The organism is Acinetobacter sp. CY73 (assembly GCF_059515865.1).
On sequence record NZ_JCAKMZ010000004.1, the window covers coordinates 27,701 to 46,724 of the forward strand.

Annotated in this window: 14 protein-coding genes, 1 tRNA gene and 2 pseudogenes; 7 read left to right on the forward strand and 10 right to left on the reverse strand. The window is 39.2% G+C overall.

Annotated features, from left to right (window positions below):
* Positions 1-14: 14 nt before the first annotated feature.
* The 7 genes and pseudogenes from ahcY to AC5YD2_RS03455 all read left to right on the forward strand — a co-directional run bounded on the left by ahcY (position 15) and on the right by AC5YD2_RS03455 (position 10,575).
* A complete protein-coding gene (gene ahcY / locus AC5YD2_RS03425; RefSeq protein ID WP_496124975.1) occupies positions 15-1,397 on the forward strand; it encodes an adenosylhomocysteinase in 1,383 nt (460 codons plus the stop codon).
* 182 nt (positions 1,398-1,579) lie between these two features.
* Positions 1,580-2,416, forward strand: coding sequence for a methylenetetrahydrofolate reductase [NAD(P)H] (gene metF, locus AC5YD2_RS03430; protein WP_496124976.1), 837 nt, complete (start codon positions 1,580-1,582; stop codon positions 2,414-2,416).
* A gap of 33 nt (positions 2,417-2,449) precedes the next feature.
* Positions 2,450-3,160: a 16S rRNA (uracil(1498)-N(3))-methyltransferase gene (locus AC5YD2_RS03435; RefSeq protein ID WP_496124977.1), complete on the forward strand. Its 711-nt coding sequence runs from the start codon at positions 2,450-2,452 to the stop codon at positions 3,158-3,160.
* Between the two features lie 170 nt (positions 3,161-3,330).
* Positions 3,331-6,180: a sensor domain-containing protein gene (locus AC5YD2_RS03440; RefSeq protein ID WP_496124978.1), complete on the forward strand. Its 2,850-nt coding sequence runs from the start codon at positions 3,331-3,333 to the stop codon at positions 6,178-6,180.
* Positions 6,181-6,322: 142 nt separating this feature from the next.
* Positions 6,323-8,602 carry an NADP-dependent malic enzyme gene (locus AC5YD2_RS03445; protein ID WP_496124979.1) on the forward strand — a complete coding sequence of 760 codons (2,280 nt, stop codon included), beginning with the start codon at positions 6,323-6,325 and terminating at the stop codon, positions 8,600-8,602.
* Positions 8,603-8,721: 119 nt separating this feature from the next.
* Positions 8,722-9,958 (forward strand): annotated as a pseudogene (locus AC5YD2_RS03450) (multifunctional CCA addition/repair protein); the annotation flags it as partial.
* A gap of 173 nt (positions 9,959-10,131) precedes the next feature.
* On the forward strand, positions 10,132-10,575 hold the full coding sequence (locus tag AC5YD2_RS03455) for a GNAT family N-acetyltransferase (protein WP_496124980.1): 444 nt from the start codon (positions 10,132-10,134) through the stop codon (positions 10,573-10,575).
* On the opposite strand, the gene AC5YD2_RS03460 is transcribed toward AC5YD2_RS03455, so the two are convergent.
* The 10 genes and pseudogenes from AC5YD2_RS03460 to AC5YD2_RS03505 all read right to left on the reverse strand — a co-directional run bounded on the left by AC5YD2_RS03460 (position 10,572) and on the right by AC5YD2_RS03505 (position 18,940).
* Complete coding sequence (locus AC5YD2_RS03460) at positions 10,572-11,210, reverse strand: LysE family translocator (protein WP_496124981.1); 639 nt, start codon at positions 11,208-11,210, stop codon at positions 10,572-10,574. The two genes, AC5YD2_RS03455 and AC5YD2_RS03460, sit on opposite strands and share 4 nt — an antisense overlap.
* A gap of 21 nt (positions 11,211-11,231) precedes the next feature.
* A pseudogene (locus tag AC5YD2_RS03465) lies at positions 11,232-12,424 on the reverse strand (winged helix-turn-helix domain-containing protein).
* 108 nt (positions 12,425-12,532) lie between these two features.
* Positions 12,533-13,510 (reverse strand): EF-P lysine aminoacylase EpmA, encoded by a 978-nt coding sequence (epmA, locus tag AC5YD2_RS03470; protein ID WP_496125066.1) that lies wholly within the window; start codon positions 13,508-13,510, stop codon positions 12,533-12,535.
* Between the two features lie 5 nt (positions 13,511-13,515).
* Positions 13,516-14,583: a 4-phosphoerythronate dehydrogenase gene (locus AC5YD2_RS03475; RefSeq protein WP_496124982.1), complete on the reverse strand. Its 1,068-nt coding sequence runs from the start codon at positions 14,581-14,583 to the stop codon at positions 13,516-13,518.
* Positions 14,584-14,725: 142 nt separating this feature from the next.
* Positions 14,726-15,592, reverse strand: a complete 867-nt coding sequence (locus AC5YD2_RS03480; protein ID WP_496124983.1) for a cysteine ABC transporter substrate-binding protein — start codon at positions 15,590-15,592, stop codon at positions 14,726-14,728.
* Positions 15,593-15,653: 61 nt separating this feature from the next.
* Entirely contained in the window at positions 15,654-16,520 is an 867-nt protein-coding gene (locus tag AC5YD2_RS03485; RefSeq protein WP_496124984.1) for a transporter substrate-binding domain-containing protein, read from the reverse strand.
* Positions 16,521-16,548: 28 nt separating this feature from the next.
* Positions 16,549-17,280: an amino acid ABC transporter ATP-binding protein gene (locus AC5YD2_RS03490; RefSeq protein WP_496124985.1), complete on the reverse strand. Its 732-nt coding sequence runs from the start codon at positions 17,278-17,280 to the stop codon at positions 16,549-16,551.
* A gap of 2 nt (positions 17,281-17,282) precedes the next feature.
* Positions 17,283-17,948 (reverse strand): amino acid ABC transporter permease, encoded by a 666-nt coding sequence (locus AC5YD2_RS03495; RefSeq protein ID WP_496124986.1) that lies wholly within the window; start codon positions 17,946-17,948, stop codon positions 17,283-17,285.
* Positions 17,938-18,597 carry an amino acid ABC transporter permease gene (locus AC5YD2_RS03500; RefSeq protein ID WP_496124987.1) on the reverse strand — a complete coding sequence of 220 codons (660 nt, stop codon included), beginning with the start codon at positions 18,595-18,597 and terminating at the stop codon, positions 17,938-17,940. Before AC5YD2_RS03500 ends, AC5YD2_RS03495 begins: the two co-directional genes overlap by 11 nt.
* Before the next feature lie 252 nt (positions 18,598-18,849).
* Positions 18,850-18,940 (reverse strand) — tRNA-Ser (locus AC5YD2_RS03505).
* Positions 18,941-19,024 lie beyond the last annotated feature (84 nt).

The following is a 19,024-nucleotide window of genomic DNA, read 5'->3' on the forward strand; positions in this document are numbered from 1 at the left end:
ACGAGGAGATCCTGATGAACGCGGTTAATGCTTCATTTACAGATTATAAAGTTGCCGATATTTCACTTGCTGATTACGGCCGTAAAGAAATCAAACTTGCAGAAGCTGAAATGCCCGCTTTAATGGGTTTGCGTAAGCGTTATGCTGCAGCGAAACCCCTTGCAGGCGCGAAAATTCTCGGCTGTATCCACATGACCATTCAAACTGCAGTTCTCATTGAAACTTTGGTTGAATTGGGCGCAGAAGTTCGCTGGACCTCTTGTAACATTTTCTCTACTCAAGACCATGCTGCTGCTGCCATTGCTGCTGCGGGTATTCCTGTTTTTGCTTGGAAAGGCGAAACTGAAGAAGAATACATGTGGTGCCTGGAACAACAAATCAATGTGAATGGTACACCTTGGGATGCTAACATGATTCTGGATGATGGCGGTGACTTAACGCTACTTGTTCATGAAAAATACCCAGAAGTGATTGCTAAAATTCACGGTGTAACTGAAGAAACCACCACAGGTGTTCAACGTCTATATGAAATGTTACGTGATGGTACGTTAAAAGTGCCTGCGATCAACGTAAATGACTCTGTGACTAAGTCTAAAAACGACAACAAATACGGTTGCCGCCACTCACTTAACGATGCCATCAAACGTGGTACAGATATGCTTTTATCTGGCCGTCGTGCGCTTGTGATTGGTTACGGTGATGTGGGTAAAGGTTCTGCGCAATCACTTCGTCAAGAAGGCATGATTGTCCGTGTGACTGAAGTAGATCCAATCTGTGCGATGCAAGCATGCATGGACGGTTATGAAGTTGTATCTCCATACAAAAATGGCGTACAAACCGGTAAAAAAGAAGACGTAAACGTTGATCTTCTTCAAAATACTGACCTCATCGTGACGACCACAGGTAACTACCACGTATGTGACTCAGCAATGCTTGATTCACTCAAAGCAGGCGCTGTTGTATGTAACATCGGTCACTTTGATACTGAAATCGACACCAACTACTTACGTGGTTACAAGTGGGTTGAAGTGAAGCCACAAGTTCACCAAGTATATCGTTCTGAAGATGAAAATAACTATCTGATCCTTCTTTCTGAAGGTCGTTTAGTGAATCTTGGTAATGCAACAGGTCACCCATCACGCATTATGGATGGTTCTTTTGCCAACCAAGTCTTAGGTCAAATGCATTTATTCGCTGAGAAATTTGCTGATCTTCCAGAAGCTGAAAAAGCTGCAAAAATCCGTGTAGAACTGATTCCGAAAAAATTAGATGAAGAAGTTGCTGCAGCAATGGTTGCAGGTTTTGGTGGTGTTCTGACTCAATTGACTCAAGAACAAGCAGACTACTTAGGTGTTGCTGTTGAAGGTCCATTTAAATCTGAGACTTATAAATACTAAGTTTTTAATCCCTTTCCCTAACCCTCTCTTGCACTGAACTTTAAAGCAATGCTTAAAGCACGTTCAGGAGTGGGAATATTCATTACAACATGAATATTTTCGAGGGTAAGTCCTCTCCTTTCAGGAGAGGACTTAGGAGAGGTGAAAATATGAATCAGTATTTATAAAAATAGGATTTGAACATGTCAAAACAGATTCCAATTTCTTTTGAGTTTTTCCCAACCAAAACTGATGCGGGTGCGGAAAAACTCATTACGGTTCACAAAGAACTACAACTGCTTAATCCAGAATTTTTCTCTGTGACTTACGGTGCAGGGGGGTCAACTCGTGAACGCACGTTGTCCACATTGAATGACTTCAATGGAAAAGGCACACCTGTTGCCCCTCACCTGTCTTGTATTGGTGACAGCAAACAACGTATTGCTGAACTTTTAGATTTATATAAATCTCAAGGGATTGATCGAATTGTTGCGCTTCGTGGTGACTTACCTTCAGGTCAAGTGGGTTTAGGCGAATTGCCTTATGCACAAGACTTGGTTCGCTTTATCCGTGAACATTCAGGCGATCATTTTCATATTGAAGTGGCGGCATATCCTGAAATGCATCCCCAAGCAGACAGTTTTGACAAAGACATTCAACGTTTTTGTGAAAAAGCCCATGCAGGTGCAAATGCAGCTTTGACTCAATTCTTCTTTAATCCAGATGCATACTTCTACTTTATAGAACGCATCCAAAAAGAAGGGGTCAATATTCCCGTTGCGCCGGGCATCATGCCAATCACCAATGCCAGCAACCTGATTCGTTTTGCGGATGGTACAGGTGCTGAAGTGCCACGTTGGATTCGCAAGCAACTCGCAACTTATGGTGATGACACCGCTTCGATCAAAGCTTTTGGTTATGAAGTGATTGTCAAACTGTGCGAACGCCTGATTGCAGGTGGCGCGCCAAGTTTGCATTTCTATACCATGAATACCACTGATCCTACACGCCGACTTGTTCAAGACCTTGGTCTTGCTTAAGTAACCGTTCTATATTTTGAGAGTGAAACTTTAATGCCACGTTTTTATATTGAAACTGATTTAGCAGTAGATACCACCGTTGAACTGACTGAAACTGTATTTCATCATTGGGTTAAAGTTTTACGTGCTCAAAATGGTGAAAAAGCCACTTTGTTTAACGGACAAGGTGGCGAGTACGAAGTTGAATTGGTTGATGTTGCAAAAAAATCTGCGTCAGTTTTCATTTCAGCATTTAATCCTGCCAATCGCACACCCAAGTTTCAGGCCCTATTGGGTCAGGTGATGAGTAAAGGCGATCGGATGGATTATGCCATTCAAAAAGCGGTTGAACTGGGTGTCTCCCAAATTCAACTCCTCACATCTGATCGTTGTGAAATGCGACTTAAATATGATCGCGATCAAAAGAAAATTGATCATTGGCAAGGTATTGCCATTGCGGCCTGCGAACAATGTGGTCTCAATATTGTGCCAAAAATTTTAGCGCCTATTTCACTTGAAAAATGGCTTGAATCAGCACTACCTACGACAAAGTTGGTGCTTGCACCGAACAAAGATGAAGTCGATGTATTAACAGATGTTACTTCAGATATCGCTTTACTCATTGGTCCTGAAGGCGGCTTGAGCGAAGAAGAAATTATTGCTTCAAATCAGAAAGGTTTTATCAATTGGTGTATTGGAGAGCGTGTTCTGAGAACAGAGACAGCGCCTGTTGTTGCTCTTTCTATTTTGAACTATAGAATTTAAATCATGAATAAAAAAAATATGTTAATTACATTACGTTTTTGTTGATTTTTGCAACAATTAACAGTAACTTCAACTATGTCATCAGCCGATATTTTTAACTGAATTAAATAATCCTAAGAATTATATATTCTAATAATCAAAATGAAATAATGAAAAGGTAACTCCCCATTATGTATGACGTTCAGGATGAACATCTTTCTAAAGGTGTTACTGAATCACAAATCAAAACAGCGGCATATCATTTACGATTTTTTCTCGTATGGGTGGTATTTACTACTTTTTATAACATTGTTACTTATCATCAATTTTTCAACTATCAATCTGCCAATTACAATATTTGGTTTTTTATAAATAGTTCAATTAACATTGCGGCTTGGTTTATTACCCAGCAGTTGATCGATTCCAAAAAAATTAGTTTATTTAATTTAGATGCATGGTGCCAATTGGTCTGTCTCATCAGTGGGACTAGCCTCGGTATTGGTGTACTGATCATCAACCATTTCCTGATCGTGGAAAACAGTCAAATTACAGGCGTACACATTCTACTTTCAAGCCTGATGACCTCAAGTATTTACATTATCGGTATCGTTTATCTCACGCAAAGATTACGTTACTTTTTATTTATGTTTATACCCACTACAGTGCCGGTATTACTTGCCAAAACATTTTTTCATGACAATGTTCCCGATGTTTATAATTTTATTTTCTACTCATGGTCTGCGGTTGTTCTGGTCAGTGCTGTTTTAACCCATAAAATTCATCGTCATTTAAATCGACTTAATACTCACAATCAACTGTATTTAAAGCAATCGAAAATTCATTTGACTGAATCCGAAGTCCTCCAAAAACAGCTTCAGCAAGAAATCTCTAAATCCAAAAATATAGAAAACGAGTTGCAGCTCAGCAATCAATTACTTGAGCAAAAAGTGAAAGAACGTACTTATGATATTAATCGCATCAATGAAAGCTTACAGAATCATCAAGCCAACTTAGATTTTGCTCATGAAACCGCAGGCATACACTCTTGGTTATGGAATATTGATAAAAGAACCATCGAACTGTCTGGCAAAAAGTCAGAAGTTAAAGTGATCCAATATGATAATAAAGATCAAATCGATGTATTGATTCACCCCGATGACAAACCCATTTACAACCGACTGATGAGACGCCACCTCAGAGGGTATTCTGATCGTTTTGAAGCCAACTATCGGGTGTTTCATAATCGAAAATGGCGTTGGATTAAAGATATCGGTAAAGTCATTGCACGTGATCCACAAACGCGTTTACCTTTGAGAATGGTTGGGATTCATCAGGATATTGAACAAGAAAAAATCGACCAAGATCAATTGAAACTGGCATCCATTGTATTTAATCAAGCGGCTCAAGGGATTTTCGTTTTAGATACCAATCTATGTTTTTTGGATGCTAACCCCTATTTCTGTGAGTTAGTCAATATTCCACGTGAGCAAATCATTGCAAAACATATGTTTGATATCACGATTAATACTCACTTTGAGATCAGTAAAATACACGCTGAAATTTCTCAAAAAGTGTTGAATACAGGATATTTTAATGCTGAAGTCAATGATGAGTTTATTTCTGGAAAATCACTGACCGTATGGCTACATATTAATGCCGTATATGACGATAAAAACAGAATTATCAACTATGTTGGCGCGGTTACAGATTTAACAGAACGTCGACAGCATGAAGAAAGACTGGCCTATTTAGAGAACTACGATCTATTAACAGATTTGCCTAACCGCGTTTATTTTAATCTGCAGATGCATCAGTACCTTATTAACAAAACCAAACCTTTGAATCATTTTGCTATTTTAAGATTAAATGTTGACCGATTTAGAAACTTTAATGAGTTTCTTACTCATCAAGCTGGCGATGAGTTATTGAAAAGAATATCTAAAAGACTTAAAAATACCTGCCCAGATGCGGTGCTGATTGCCTATCTGAACAATGATGATTTTGCAATTATCTATAATTTAAGCAATACACATTTCACGATTCAACAAAAGATCGACGAAATCATCGCAGTGTGTAGCAGACCATTTAAAATTTACGATGAAGAACATGCAGTTACGGTATCTTTAGGGGTGGCGATCTATCCTGATCATGGTCGTCAAATTGGTAGTCTCAACAGCCACGCAGAAATTGCGCTTTTGAAAGCCAAAAAGCTCGGTGGAAATACAGCTTATTATTATAAAAACAAATCAGATACCATCCAAGGTAGCGACTTACAACTTGAAATCGATATGAAAAATGCGGTCAAGAACAATCAATTTCAAATCTATTATCAAGCAAAAGTCGATAGCGAGACCATGAAAACGATTGGCTTCGAAGCATTGATTCGCTGGAATCATCCTAAACATGGCATGATCATGCCCGATCGCTTCTTAGGGATCGCAGAAGAAACCAGCATGATCTCTGAGATTGGTGAGTTCGTTTTTTTTGAAACATGCAGACAAATCAAACAATGGCAAGCTCAAGGTCTCAGCAATATACGAATTTCTATTAATATTGTTGCGCAACAAATTCATCGTGGATTACTCCTCAATCAAATTGATGAAGCCCTTACTCGCTATGAGCTTGACCCTCAATTCATTGAACTTGAACTGACCGAATCCTCACTTTTAGATAAGTCAGAATCTGTGGTTGACTTATTACAACAAATTAAAGATCGAAATATCAAAATTGCTTTAGATGATTTTGGCACAGGGTATTCATCATTGGCTTATCTGGCGGCTTACCCCATTGACACGCTTAAGATTGACCGTGCATTTATCACTAAAATTGGTTCGACTAAAGATAATGCCATTGTGAATGCAATTATTGCCATGGGTAAAGCAATGGGGATGAAACTTGTGGCTGAAGGTGTCGAAAATTTAGAGCAAATTAAATACTTAAAACAACAAGGTTGTGATTATTTCCAAGGCTATTACTTCTCACGCCCTTTAAATGCTGAAGATTGTACAGAATTCCTCATTCGAGAAAAACTGATCCAATAACAATGTTTTTCCTAAAACCATAGTCTTAAGCTGTGTAAATTATCGACTTTTTAACTGGGATCAATGTGGAACTAGTGGTATATTCAAAGTGAAATAATCAAAAAACCAGCAACGCTGGGATACTGTAAAAACTGGGATTCAGATGGACGATCAATCTTTAAAAGAGCAAGCACTTTATTATCACGAATTTCCCACTCCAGGAAAAATTAGTGTCACACCAAGCAAACAACTTATTAACCAACATGATTTAGCGTTAGCTTACTCTCCAGGTGTAGCAGCTCCATGTTTAGAAATTGAAAAAGATCCATCAAAGGCTGCGCTTTATACTGCACGTGGTAATTTGGTTGCTGTGATCACCAATGGTACTGCGGTACTTGGCTTAGGCAATATTGGTCCTTTAGCTTCAAAACCTGTGATGGAAGGTAAAGGCGTACTGTTTAAGAAGTTCGCAGGTGTTGATGTATTCGATATCGAAATTGACGAAAACAATCCAGATAAGATTGTTGATATCATTGCTGCATTAGAACCAACGTTTGGTGGTATTAACCTTGAAGATATCAAGGCACCAGAATGCTTCTATATTGAGCAAAAGCTTCGTGAGCGCATGAACATTCCTGTGTTCCACGATGATCAACATGGTACTTCGATCATTGTGGGTTCAGCATTGCTGAACGCTTTACAGTTAAACGGCAAGAAAATTGATGAAATCAAGATTGTTGCTTCAGGTGCCGGCGCTGCTGCCCTGTCTTGCCTAAACTTGCTTTGTGCCCTTGGTGCGAAAAAAGAAAATATCGTCGTTGCTGACTCACGTGGTTTGCTTACAACAAAGCGTGAAGGATTAGATGAATCTAAGAAAGCTTATGTGCAAGACATTGAAGGCTCTCAAATTGCAGATGTGATTGCTGATGCTGATATGTTCTTGGGTCTTTCAGCTGCAGGCATTTTAACCAAAGAGATGGTTAAAGTGATGGCGAAAGATCCAATTATCTTTGCGTTGGCCAACCCAGATCCAGAAATTCTACCTGAACACGCACATGAAGTACGTGATGACGTGATCATGGCGACAGGTCGTTCTGACTATCCGAACCAAGTGAACAATGCACTTTGTTTCCCATACATTTTCCGTGGTGCGCTTGATGTTGGTGCAACGACGATTAATGAAGAAATGAAAATTGCTTGTGTTCATGCGATTGCTCGTATGGCGCACGTTGAAGCAGATGCTGCATCTTATGGTGAAAAATCTGCATCTTTTGGTCGTGATTACTTAATTCCACGTCCACTTGACCAACGCTTAATTCTTGAAATTGCACCTGCAATTGCACAAGCTGCAATGGATTCGGGTGTAGCCACTCGCCCAATTCAAGATTTCTCTCATTATCGTCAGCGCTTGTCTGAGTTTGTTTATAACTCAGCATTTATGATGAAACCTATTTTTGCTCAAGCAAAATCTGATCCTAAGCGTATTGCATATGCTGAAGGTGAAGACTTACGTGTTCTACGTGCCGTTCAAATCGCGGTCGATGAAGGCTTAGCTTTCCCGATCTTGGTGGGTCGTACAGCGGTCATTGAAGCAAATATTAAGAAACTCGGTTTACGTCTTGAGCATGGTGTAAATATCACCATCGTCGATCAAGAGAAAAATCCTAATTACGAAAAATTTGCGGATGATTACTACAGCATTATGCAGCGCAAAGGTGTAACGCCTGAATATGCACAGCGTGAAACTCGTCGTCGCTCTACCTTGATCGCAGCAATGTTGGTTAAACATGGTTTAGCAGATGGTATGTTGTGTGGTACTTATTCAAGCTATGACATCCATTTGGATTTCGTGAGTAATATCATCGGGCTTCAAGAGGGTCGTAACACATTCTTTACGCTGAATGCTTTGATGCTTGAAGATCGTAACCTGTTTATTGCAGATACGTATATCAACCGTAATCCAACGGCGGAACAATTGGCCGAGATGACGATTTTAGCGGCTGAAGAAGTTCGTCGTTTTGGTATCACACCTCGCGTTGCGCTTCTTTCTCATTCCAGTTTCGGTTCGGATCAAGATGATGTAAGCGCTCAAAAAATGCGTAAAGTATTTGATCTCTTAAGTGAAATTGCACCTGAGCTTGAAGTGGAAGGTGAAATGCACGGTGATGCAGCTTTAGATGAGAATATTCGTCATTTTGCATTCCCGAACTCACGCTTTAAAGGTTCGGCGAATCTGTTGATTATGCCTAACTTGGATGCAGCGAACATTTCATTTAACTTGTTGAAAGCGACTTCAGGTAACAATGTGACCATCGGTCCTATTTTACTCGGTGCTGCCAAACCTGCTCATATCTTGACACCAACAGCAACGACTCGTCGTGTAGTCAATATGACGGCTTTGACTGTTGCAGAAATTCAAGAAGCTGAGAATGCAGCACTTTGATATAGAATCAGATTATAGCTTCCACCAAAGTTGAGGCTATTTATTATCGAAGTCACATGATGTGACTTGAGAAAACCTCTATTCTGTAGCATGATTGCTTGAAGAATAGAGGTTTTTTCATGCAAGTTTATTTAGTAGGTGGTGCTGTCAGAGATCAGTTGCTCGGACACCCCTATCACGAAAAAGATTATGTGGTTGTTGGTGCAACGCCAGAACAACTTTTAGCTCAAGGTTACCAACCTGTGGGGAAGGATTTCCCTGTTTTTTTACATCCAGAAACCAAAGATGAATATGCGTTAGCCCGTACTGAACGTAAATCAGGTCATGGCTATCATGGTTTTGAGTTTTATACGGATATCAGCGTTACGCTTGAAGATGATTTGATCCGTCGTGACTTGACCATCAATGCCATCGCGATGGATGATGATGGAAAAATCTATGACCCTTATCATGGGCATGACGATTTAAACCATAAAATTTTACGTCATGTATCCACTGCTTTTGCAGAAGATCCTCTGCGTGTACTCCGTGTGGCTCGATTCGCTGCTCGTTATCATCAGTATGGCTTTACCGTCGCAGAAGAAACCTTAGCCTTGATGCAACAACTCGCGGATTCTGGTGAGTTAAAAGCATTGACGCCTGAACGTGTTTGGAAAGAGACATCAAGAGCATTGATGGAACGTGATGCGGATGTTTATTTTGAGACATTACGTCAGTGCGGTGCTTTGAAGATTTTATTCCCAGAAATTGATGCCCTGTTTGGTATTCCACAACGCCCTGAATATCATCCTGAAATTGATTGTGGGATTCATACTCTCATGTCATTACAGCAAGCTTGTAAAGCCAATTATTCGCTCGATGTACGTTTTGCTGTTTTGGTTCATGACTTAGGCAAAGCCCTCACCCCTAAAGATCAATTACCACGTCATATTATGCATGAAGAACGTGGCGTAGCACCTGTGAATGACATTTGTGATCGTCTCAAAGTCCCGACCAATACCAAACAACTTGCGATTGCTGTATGTAAGGAACACCTCAAATCTCATCAAGCATTTACTTTAAAAGCAGGCACTTTATGGCGGTTACTTCAACGTTTAGATGTCCTTCGACGACCTGAGCGCGTTGAAGCTTTTATACAAGCCTGTGAATGTGATGCGAAAGGTCGTTTGGGCTTAGAGGATCGTGATTATCCTCAAGCTCGCTATTTAACAGAAGCCATGCAATTGGTTCGCACCATTAAAGCATCTGACCTTCCAGCTGAAGTAAAAGGACCTGATATTGGTGAAATGCTGATTCAAAAGCGCATTGAGGCTCTCGCAAAATTAAAACAAAATTTTTCAGAGCATCTCTCATAGTGAATCGAAATTATTAGCCCCAGATTTTTGGGGCTTTTTTCACTGCATAGCTACAATAATTACTACTAAATAACGCAAAAATTATTCTAAATATTGAAAAATTTTATGTGGCTTAAACCCATATTCAGTGATTAAAATGAAAATTATATTTCAATAGATTCAAATCGAAATAATATGTCTGTTCTCAAAATGCGTCCTGCCGATTTAATTCATGACCTAGATACACTCACTGAATTAACTGCACAATTAGGCTACCCAATTGCTCCCGAACAATTAAAGCATCGCATCAAAACATTACAGCAAGATCCGAAATACACTACATTAGTCGCTGAATATCAAAATAAAATCATTGGCTATGCTGGTCTTATACAGCAGTTTAGTTGGCAATTCGATGGTGAAATTCTAGTGATTCAAGCTTTTGTGATTGATGAAAAATATCGTAGCAAAGGTTTCGGAACATTATTTATTCAAGACATTGAAAAAATTGCACTACGTGAACATATCAGCATGATTTGCTTAAATAGTGGGAATCGACCTGAACGTTTAGATGCACATAAATTTTATAAAAAACAAGGTTTTGAAGTCACCAGTTTAGGGTTTAAAAAGATTCTTTATTAACCCCAAATTTCACTCACTAACGTGCCAATAAAAAATAAAGAATCCCACATCGGCTTCAGTACAGATGCGACCAATAAAAGTGCCATCGTGGTATTAAATAATTTTAAACGTTTGGCATCATGGATCACATTTTGTAATTTTTCACCGATGAGTGCCCACACACCTGTACTCGGTATACCTACCAGACCATACGTCAAACCCAGTATTAAATACCAATACGCTGCGCTATCAGCCGCCAGATAGGTTGTTACTGCGCCCAAAGCCATCACCCAAGCTTTTGGATTTACCCACTGAAACATGGCAGCCTGTATAAAAGTCAACGGTTTAGACTGCTTGGCATCTGTATCCATCCCACCTGAACCATAAATCTTAGAAGCCAAATAAAGTAGATATATGATCCCGATAATTTTCAAGCACTCATAGAGTATGACGTTTGAACTGATGAATGAACCTATGCCCAGACCTACAACTGCAACCATAAAACCAAAGCCACAACCAATGCCTAAAATATGAGGAACCGACCGCTTAAAGCCAAAATTCACTCCAGATGCAGCGAGCATAATATTGTTAGGACCAGGAGTGATTGACGTGACAAATGAATAAAGTACAAATGAGAGAAAGACCGTAAAAGACATAAGAATATTTACACCGAAATTTTATAGTTTTAACTTATGATAAAAATTATGACTGAGCTGACAATTGTTAAATGCTGCAAATCGCTCAAGTTCCGCACTTAACAGCGCTATAAAATGAGCTTGATGATCGATCACTGCTTCTAGATGAAAGCTCAGAATTTCTAAGATACCTTGCGCACGATGCGCCTTACAGTCTATTTTTGCAACGAAATCTGTTCCATAAAGAATAGGCAAACTGAAGTAACCGTATTGACGTTTTTCAGGTTTAACATAGCATTCTAAACGATAGTTAAAATTAAATAATGCCATTAAGCGATCACGATGAATCACCAAATTATCAAATTATCAAAAGGAGAAAGGATTTTCACCACGCTTTCAATATTAGGGATCTGTTCAATTCCTTCCGCATACACATACACCAATTCACCTGATGCTAAACGCATCTGTTGAATCACTTTTGCATCCAGTTGCTCATCGATGATGCTTTGCATTGCTTTTTTAAGCTCAGCGCCTGTCTTTAAATGAATCAACTGTTTCCATGTAAAAACGCCTTGTGACCTTTTAACTGTGTCATATAAGTAACGTGCATATTCAGCTATTGAAGGCTCAGTCAAATCGACACTTGAACTCAGATAATCCTCTGTCAATGCATAGACTTTTTCTACACCTGAACGCTGACATACCATCAGGTCGCCTTGCATATACAGTTGCTCAATAGAGTTTCTTACAATTCCTGAGTTCCACCACGTTTGATTAGACTTTTGATTTTTGTCGATAAAATCGCGCGACCTGATCTCCCCTTCTGATTTTGCTCTCGCTAAAATTTCTCGCATGAGATGTTGATCACCACGATTAAAATACTTACTGTCCCCTCGTCTCACGGCATTCATTTGTCGAAGTGCATAACGGTAGTCACACATAGGCATATATGAAGCTGCGTGAAACCAATACTCAAAGATCTGTTTATTTTCCAGTAATGTATTTATATGATCTTGTTGGTAATCATCTACACGACTCCAAAGTACGTGATGATGTGCACGCTCAACCACTGAAATCGTATCAATCTGAACATATCCCAAATGTTGAATAATATCCAAGGTTGCACGTGTTCCTTGTGGAATAGAATCAGATTTAGGGAATGGATTGGAGCACTTTGATCGTTGAGAGCAATACAGTGAACGATATATCGCCAATTGTCTTAATCGAACATCCATACGCTACCTTTTATGATTATTTTTTAGATCATGATCTAATGATGTGGATCAGTATCATAGCCTGAATACAACGTTAACGATGTATTCAGGATGTATTTAGACATTGATTTAAGATCGTTCAGCAGGGAAAGTTAGCACTTGCTCCAACTTCATGTTCTCAGTCGCAACCATCAATAAACGATCAATACCTAAAGCAATTCCTGAACATTCAGGCATATTGGGTAAAGCTGCCAACAAATATTCATCGAGTGGCATGACATGCAAGCCGAGCTTTTCACGCGCTGCATTATCAGCTTCAAAGCGTGAACGTAGCACATCTGCATCGATCAATTCATCATAGGCATTGGCGAGTTCTAGACCCTCGATATACAGTTCAAACCGTGCTGCGACCAACTCACCCTCTTCATCAGTTCTCGTTTTTGCAAGTGATGCCATTTCAGGTGGAAAATCGGTCAAAAATACTGCTGTATCAAATCCTAGACTGGGTTCAACCATATGTGAAAACAACAGATCCATATAGCCTAATCGATCATCACCCAAATCAAGGGTTAACCCCACTCGATGGCAAGCATCCTTTAAATCCGTCAAAGATGCCTGCAAAGGATTGATATCCAAGCGATCCATAAATGCATGTTTATAACTGAGCACTGTCGGGCGAATTTCACCGAAGCGATGTCCCAAAGTTACATTGAGTAAGTCACTGACTTCAAACATCAAATCCTTAAGGGTGAATGAAGGGCGATACCATTCCAACATGGTAAATTCACTGTTATGTTTACGTCCATGTTCATCATCACGGAAGACTTTACAGATTTGATAAATTGCTCCGCTCCCACTCGCGAGTAATCGCTTCATTGGAAATTCAGGAGAAGTTTGCAAATAATGCGTTTGTTTTCGCCCCCCGATATGACGTAATGCTTGAACTGACGCCAAATGCACATCGGTCACTCCTGCTTGCGACAAAACTGGGGTTTCTACTTCCATGACATCACGTTCAGCAAAAAACTGACGAAGTTGAGCATACATTTTGGCACGAGCTTGAATGGCTTTTAAATCGCATGTCGGTTGATACTGAATTTGATCCAAGTGATTCACGCTTTCGGTCCTCCATAAGCAGCCCATTCGCGGCGTAATGGATAGGTTTTGCGTAAATGATCAAAGGCTTTCTGATCCACCTTTGCATCTTTTAAGCATGCTCTTAAGTTTCGATCATCGCGCTCTATATCATAGATTTCTGATAACTTTTCTTTTAAGACAACTTTCAAATCTTGTCCTTGAAGGAACGCTTCACATTCAGGTAATTGTGTTTCGAACCGCTTATTTATGTCGTGATTAAATGTTCTACAAAATGCCTCATAAATCATCTGTGTCCCACGTGCTTTACCTTCTAAGCTATAACCTGCAATATGCGGTGTCACCAATGCAATCAAGTTGAGCAACGCTTCTGAAATAACAGGTTCATGTTCGAACACATCGAGGACCACTTGACGTTGGGTATTTTGAATATCTGAGATTAAGGCTGATTCTTCAACTACAGGACCACGTGCAGAGTTAATCAAAATCGCTTCAGGCTTCATTTTCGATAAAGCCTCTGCATTGATTAAATGATAGGTCGGATATTCACCTGACTGGGTCAGTGGTACATGAATTGACATCGCATCGGCTTGCTCAAGCAACTGTTTAAAATCGACTTGTTTGATGTTCTGATGCTGTACAAATGGATCTGTCCCAATCACATTCCAACCCAACAAGCCTGCCATGTACGCTAAACGCGACCCGACGTTACCTAAACCTACAATACCAAGCGTAAAGCTTTCATTGGCATCAATCAGTTCAGGACGTAATTTTAACAGTGCTGTGATGACATATTCTGCAACCGCTTGAGCATTACAGCCTGCTGCATTTGACCATGCAATTTGATGCTGATCTAAAGCTTGAATATCAAGATGATCCGTGCCAATCGTTGCACTCCCTACAAACTTTAAGGCTGTATTTTGAATCAGTGTTTCATTGACTTGAGTCACTGAGCGAACCAAAAGTGCTTCTGCATCTTTCACATCTGTGTGTGTCAGTGTCCGCCCTGCTCTGTGCTCAATCTGTCCAAATTCAGAAAAGAAGTAGTCGGTAAATGCTAGATTTTCATCTGCAACGATTTTCATAATTCAACCCAAATGCCAATTCACCCTATGATAGCGCTTTGATCTTAAGCTGACTATGTCGAGCCTTGTGATATCAACATGGTATCTACACTCAGCAAATAAAAAACCGTCATAAGACGGTTCAATCGATGCAATGAACCCATTATTCAACCAACAAATCTTTCTGAGAAATCCCATTTCCATAAACAGGTTTCAGTGTTTTTTCATAGGCTTGTTGGATCACACCTTCCTTTGAAAGTTTTTCTAAATCTTTATTTAGCCAATCCAACAATTCGGTGTTGCCTTTTTTAACCGCAGGTGCAATGAAATCTTGCTCACCTAAATGGGCGATCCCTACTGTGTAATCAGGATTCTCTTTCGCCCAAGCCAGAACCAATAAATTATCATGCGCTAAAGCCACACCACGCTTATCCTTTAATGCATCAAAGGTCTCTGTATTTTGCTCATACTTTTGCAATTTAATCTCAGGATGTTGTTTGGTGAAAAACGAATCCGCTGTTGTGCCTTTATTGACCAATAAAATTTTATCCTTTAATTGATTAATGTCAGTAATCGGTTGATCTTTTGAGGACACAACCCCCAAAGCCACTTTCAAATAAGGCTGAGCAAAATCAACCACTTCTTTACGCTCAGGCGTGACCGTAAAGTTTGCAAAGATAATATCGACTTTATTGGCCTTTAAATATTCAACACGATTCGCGGCTTCAGTCAGCACGAATTCCACTTTATTTTCATCACCTAATAAGTCTTTAGCCACATGTTTGGCAATTTCCACATCAAAACCTTGATTCTTGCCTTGCGCATCCAGATATCCAAAAGGTGGTTTATCACTAAACACCCCGATACGCACCACCCCATTTTTTTTGATTTGTTCAATTGATGAAATTTGAGCGTTTTCATCTTCTGCTTTTTTGGGTGTGGCGCTTTGATTACATGCAATCAGACTTAAGCTACTTAAACCTAATAATGAAACTGTAAATGCTTTTTTAAAATGTAATTTAATATTCATTTTTATACCTCTTTTCAATGATTTGAATAAACTCTTTTCATCATCTATAGAAAATTCAACCTCATTTTGAGTTAGTTTGAACTTCAAGGAAAATTTTAGAATCGACTTTATCCCCATAAATTGGTTTCAAAGTCTGATCATAAATTTTTTGAACTTCACCACTTTCTCTTAATGCTTTTATTTCAGTATTGAGCCAATTGAGTAATTCAACATTGCCTTTTTTGACTGCAGGCGCAATAAAGTCTTCATTACCAATTTGCGGGATTCCAACAGTAAAGTCAGGGTTTTGTGCAGCCCAAGCCAATGCATAAGTACTGTCTTGGGAAATTGCATCGCCTCGACCATCTTTTAATGCATTAAATGCATCGGTATTTTGTTCAAATTTAAGTAACTTAACTTTTGGATAATTTTTGCTGAAGAAACTGTCAGAACTCGAGCCTTTATTGACGATTAATGTTCGATTTTGCAGTTGTTTGATATCCGTAATCGGATTGGATTTTGGAGACGTGATGCCAAGTGACGCTTTTAAATAAGGTTCAGCAAAATCAACCACCTCCTTACGCTCAGGCGTCACTGAAAAACTGGCAAACACCATATCGACTTTGTCTGATTTTAAAAATTCAACCCGATTAGCCACTTCAGTCACGACATATTGAATTTTGTTCTCATCACCCAATAAGTCATGTGCCACTCGTTTTGCCAAAGCGATATCAAAACCTTGATGTTTACCTTGACTATCGACATAACCAAACGGCGGATTGTCTGCAAATACGCCAACTCGAATCACATCATTTTTCTTAATCTGCTCAATGGTTGATATTTGTGAAGAAGCTGATTGATCTTTTGTCGGTTGAGCTGGCTGGCATGCACTGAGAAAACATGCTCCAATCAATGTACTTATGGTTGTGATGGATTGAGTTAGATTCATTTTTATCCTCTTATTCTGATTCATTTGTTTAGTAACTTAAAATATTTAAAAATGATCGGGCACGTTCTGTTTTGGGCTGACTGAAAAATGTTTCTGGCGTGGATTCTTCAATAATTTTGCCTTGATCCATAAAAATGATTCGATCCGCCACTTTTTGAGCAAAACCCATTTCGTGGGTTACGATCAGCATCGTCATACCTTCCTGTGCCAAACCCAAGACCACATCCAAAACTTCACGCACCATTTCAGGATCAAGCGCTGCGGTGATTTCATCCATCAGCATCACTTTAGGTTGCATCACCAAAGAACGTACAATGGCTATTCGTTGTTTCTGCCCACCTGATAATTGTCTTGGATAATCTAATTTTCGATCATAAAGACCGACTCGTTTAAGCAATGCATCGGCAACCTGCTCTGCTTCAGCACGTTTTCTTTTTTGTGCTTGAACCGGACCCAATAGAATATTGTCGATCACGTTCATATGACCGAATAACTCATAATTTTGAAATACCATGCCGATTTCTTGACGCACATGGCTCCAAGGCAGATCTTTGCCTAATACACCCACATTGTCTAAAATGATGCGTCCTTCTTGAATGGACTCTAAACCATTAATACATCGTAACAGCGTACTTTTACCGCAACCTGATGGTCCTAAAATAACAATCACTTCGCCTTTAGATACCTCAAGATCAATTCCTTTTAAAATTTCTGATTCACCAAACGATTTTTTTAAATTTTTTATTTGTAGTAATGACATGGCTATTCCCAAATTTTCTCTAAATGGCGCGATAACAGTGATAAGGGATAACAAATGATAAAATACATACAGAAAATTAAGCCATAAATCCAAAGTGAGGCGTTCGAGACAACCAGTAACGAATTTTCAATAATTTGTTGCCCCACTTTTAAGACTTCAACCACGCCAATTAACACCGCCAAAGAACTGGTTTTCACCATTCGAGTAAATAAGTTGATCGCACCTGGTGTTATTCTTTTTAAACTTTGTGGGAATACGACAAAAATAAGCACTTGAAATGTACTCAACCCTAATGCGGCAGCCGAATCACGTTGATGTTGATCAATAGAAGTAATCCCTGCTCTGACGAGATCTCCCATTTCTGCGGTTCCCCAGAGGACAAAGACAAAGATGCAGACCCAAAATGCAGAAAATTGCCAATTCAACCATGTTGCAAAACCAAAGTAGAAAACAAACAGCAAAACCAAAATCGGAATGACGCGCATCGTTTCTAAATAGATAAAACAGAGGATTTTGATCAGCACATTTTTTGAGGTCATCATCACACCCAAAACGGCGCCCAATAAGGCGGACAGAAATACCGAAATCAGTGCAATTTGAATCGTCACCCATAAACCAGAGAGCAGCCTGAGCACATGGCTGGGTTGAAATAGAAAATCAAGTCCCATGGCTGACCTTCCGGCTGCGATACTCGAAATAACGGGTCAATGCCGAGACAGGCAATAGAATAATGAGATAAGCACAAATCAATAAAAACAGTGCTTCCGTGGTTTTATAATTCATACCAATCAAGTCTTTGGTGACAAATAAAAGTTCAACAATGGCAATGGCACTTAAAACTGAACTTTCTTTAATCAGAAATAGACAATTTGCGCCAATGGCAGGAATAGACAACGCCAAAGCTTGTGGCAAAGTGACATAACGAAAGACCTGAAATGAGCTTAAACCCACGCTCTTGGCTGAATCAATCTGTCCTGTTGAAACTGACTGTAAACCGGCGCGGAATGCTTCTGCCATGTAACTTCCACCCAAGAAAGTTAATCCGATAATTCCACAAGTAAATCCATCAATTTTTAAACCCATTTTAGGTAAGCCGTAATACAGAAAGAAAAGCTGAATTAATAGTGGGGTATTTCTTGAAAGCTCGATGTAAATGGCAACGATTTTACTCAAAATAAAAACACGATGAATCGTAATCAGGCTACAAACTAAGCCCACGATGATCGAAATGATAATCGCAATGATCGAGATCTTTAGTGTGGTGAGCGTAGCAGTATAAAACTGAGGTAAAACACTCTGTATATATATCCAATTCAAATACACCTCCCTAACATTTTATATTTCTATTAAGTTTCTTATGGTTAAAAATTATTTTATCCATGCTTAAGAGTATGAGTCTAAAAATGATCGAAAAAATGTTGAACCATTAATATTAGATATACTTATTCTATTTATAAAAAAAATTAATTAAATCTTTTAAAATCAGATCATTAAATATGAAAAATAAGATTTTTTATTATAAGTAAAATATAAAAAAGCCCCAATCTTTCGATTGGGGCTTTTTGAATTTGGCGGAAGCGGTGAGATTCGAACTCACGGAGGGGTATAAGCCCTCGTCGGTTTTCAAGACCGGTGCATTAAACCGCTCTGCCACGCTTCCATGTGCGCCATAATACGAAGCTTTTCGTAGTATGACAAGTAAAAAATTCAACTAAAGCATCTAACTGCATAATGTTTCAGCAAA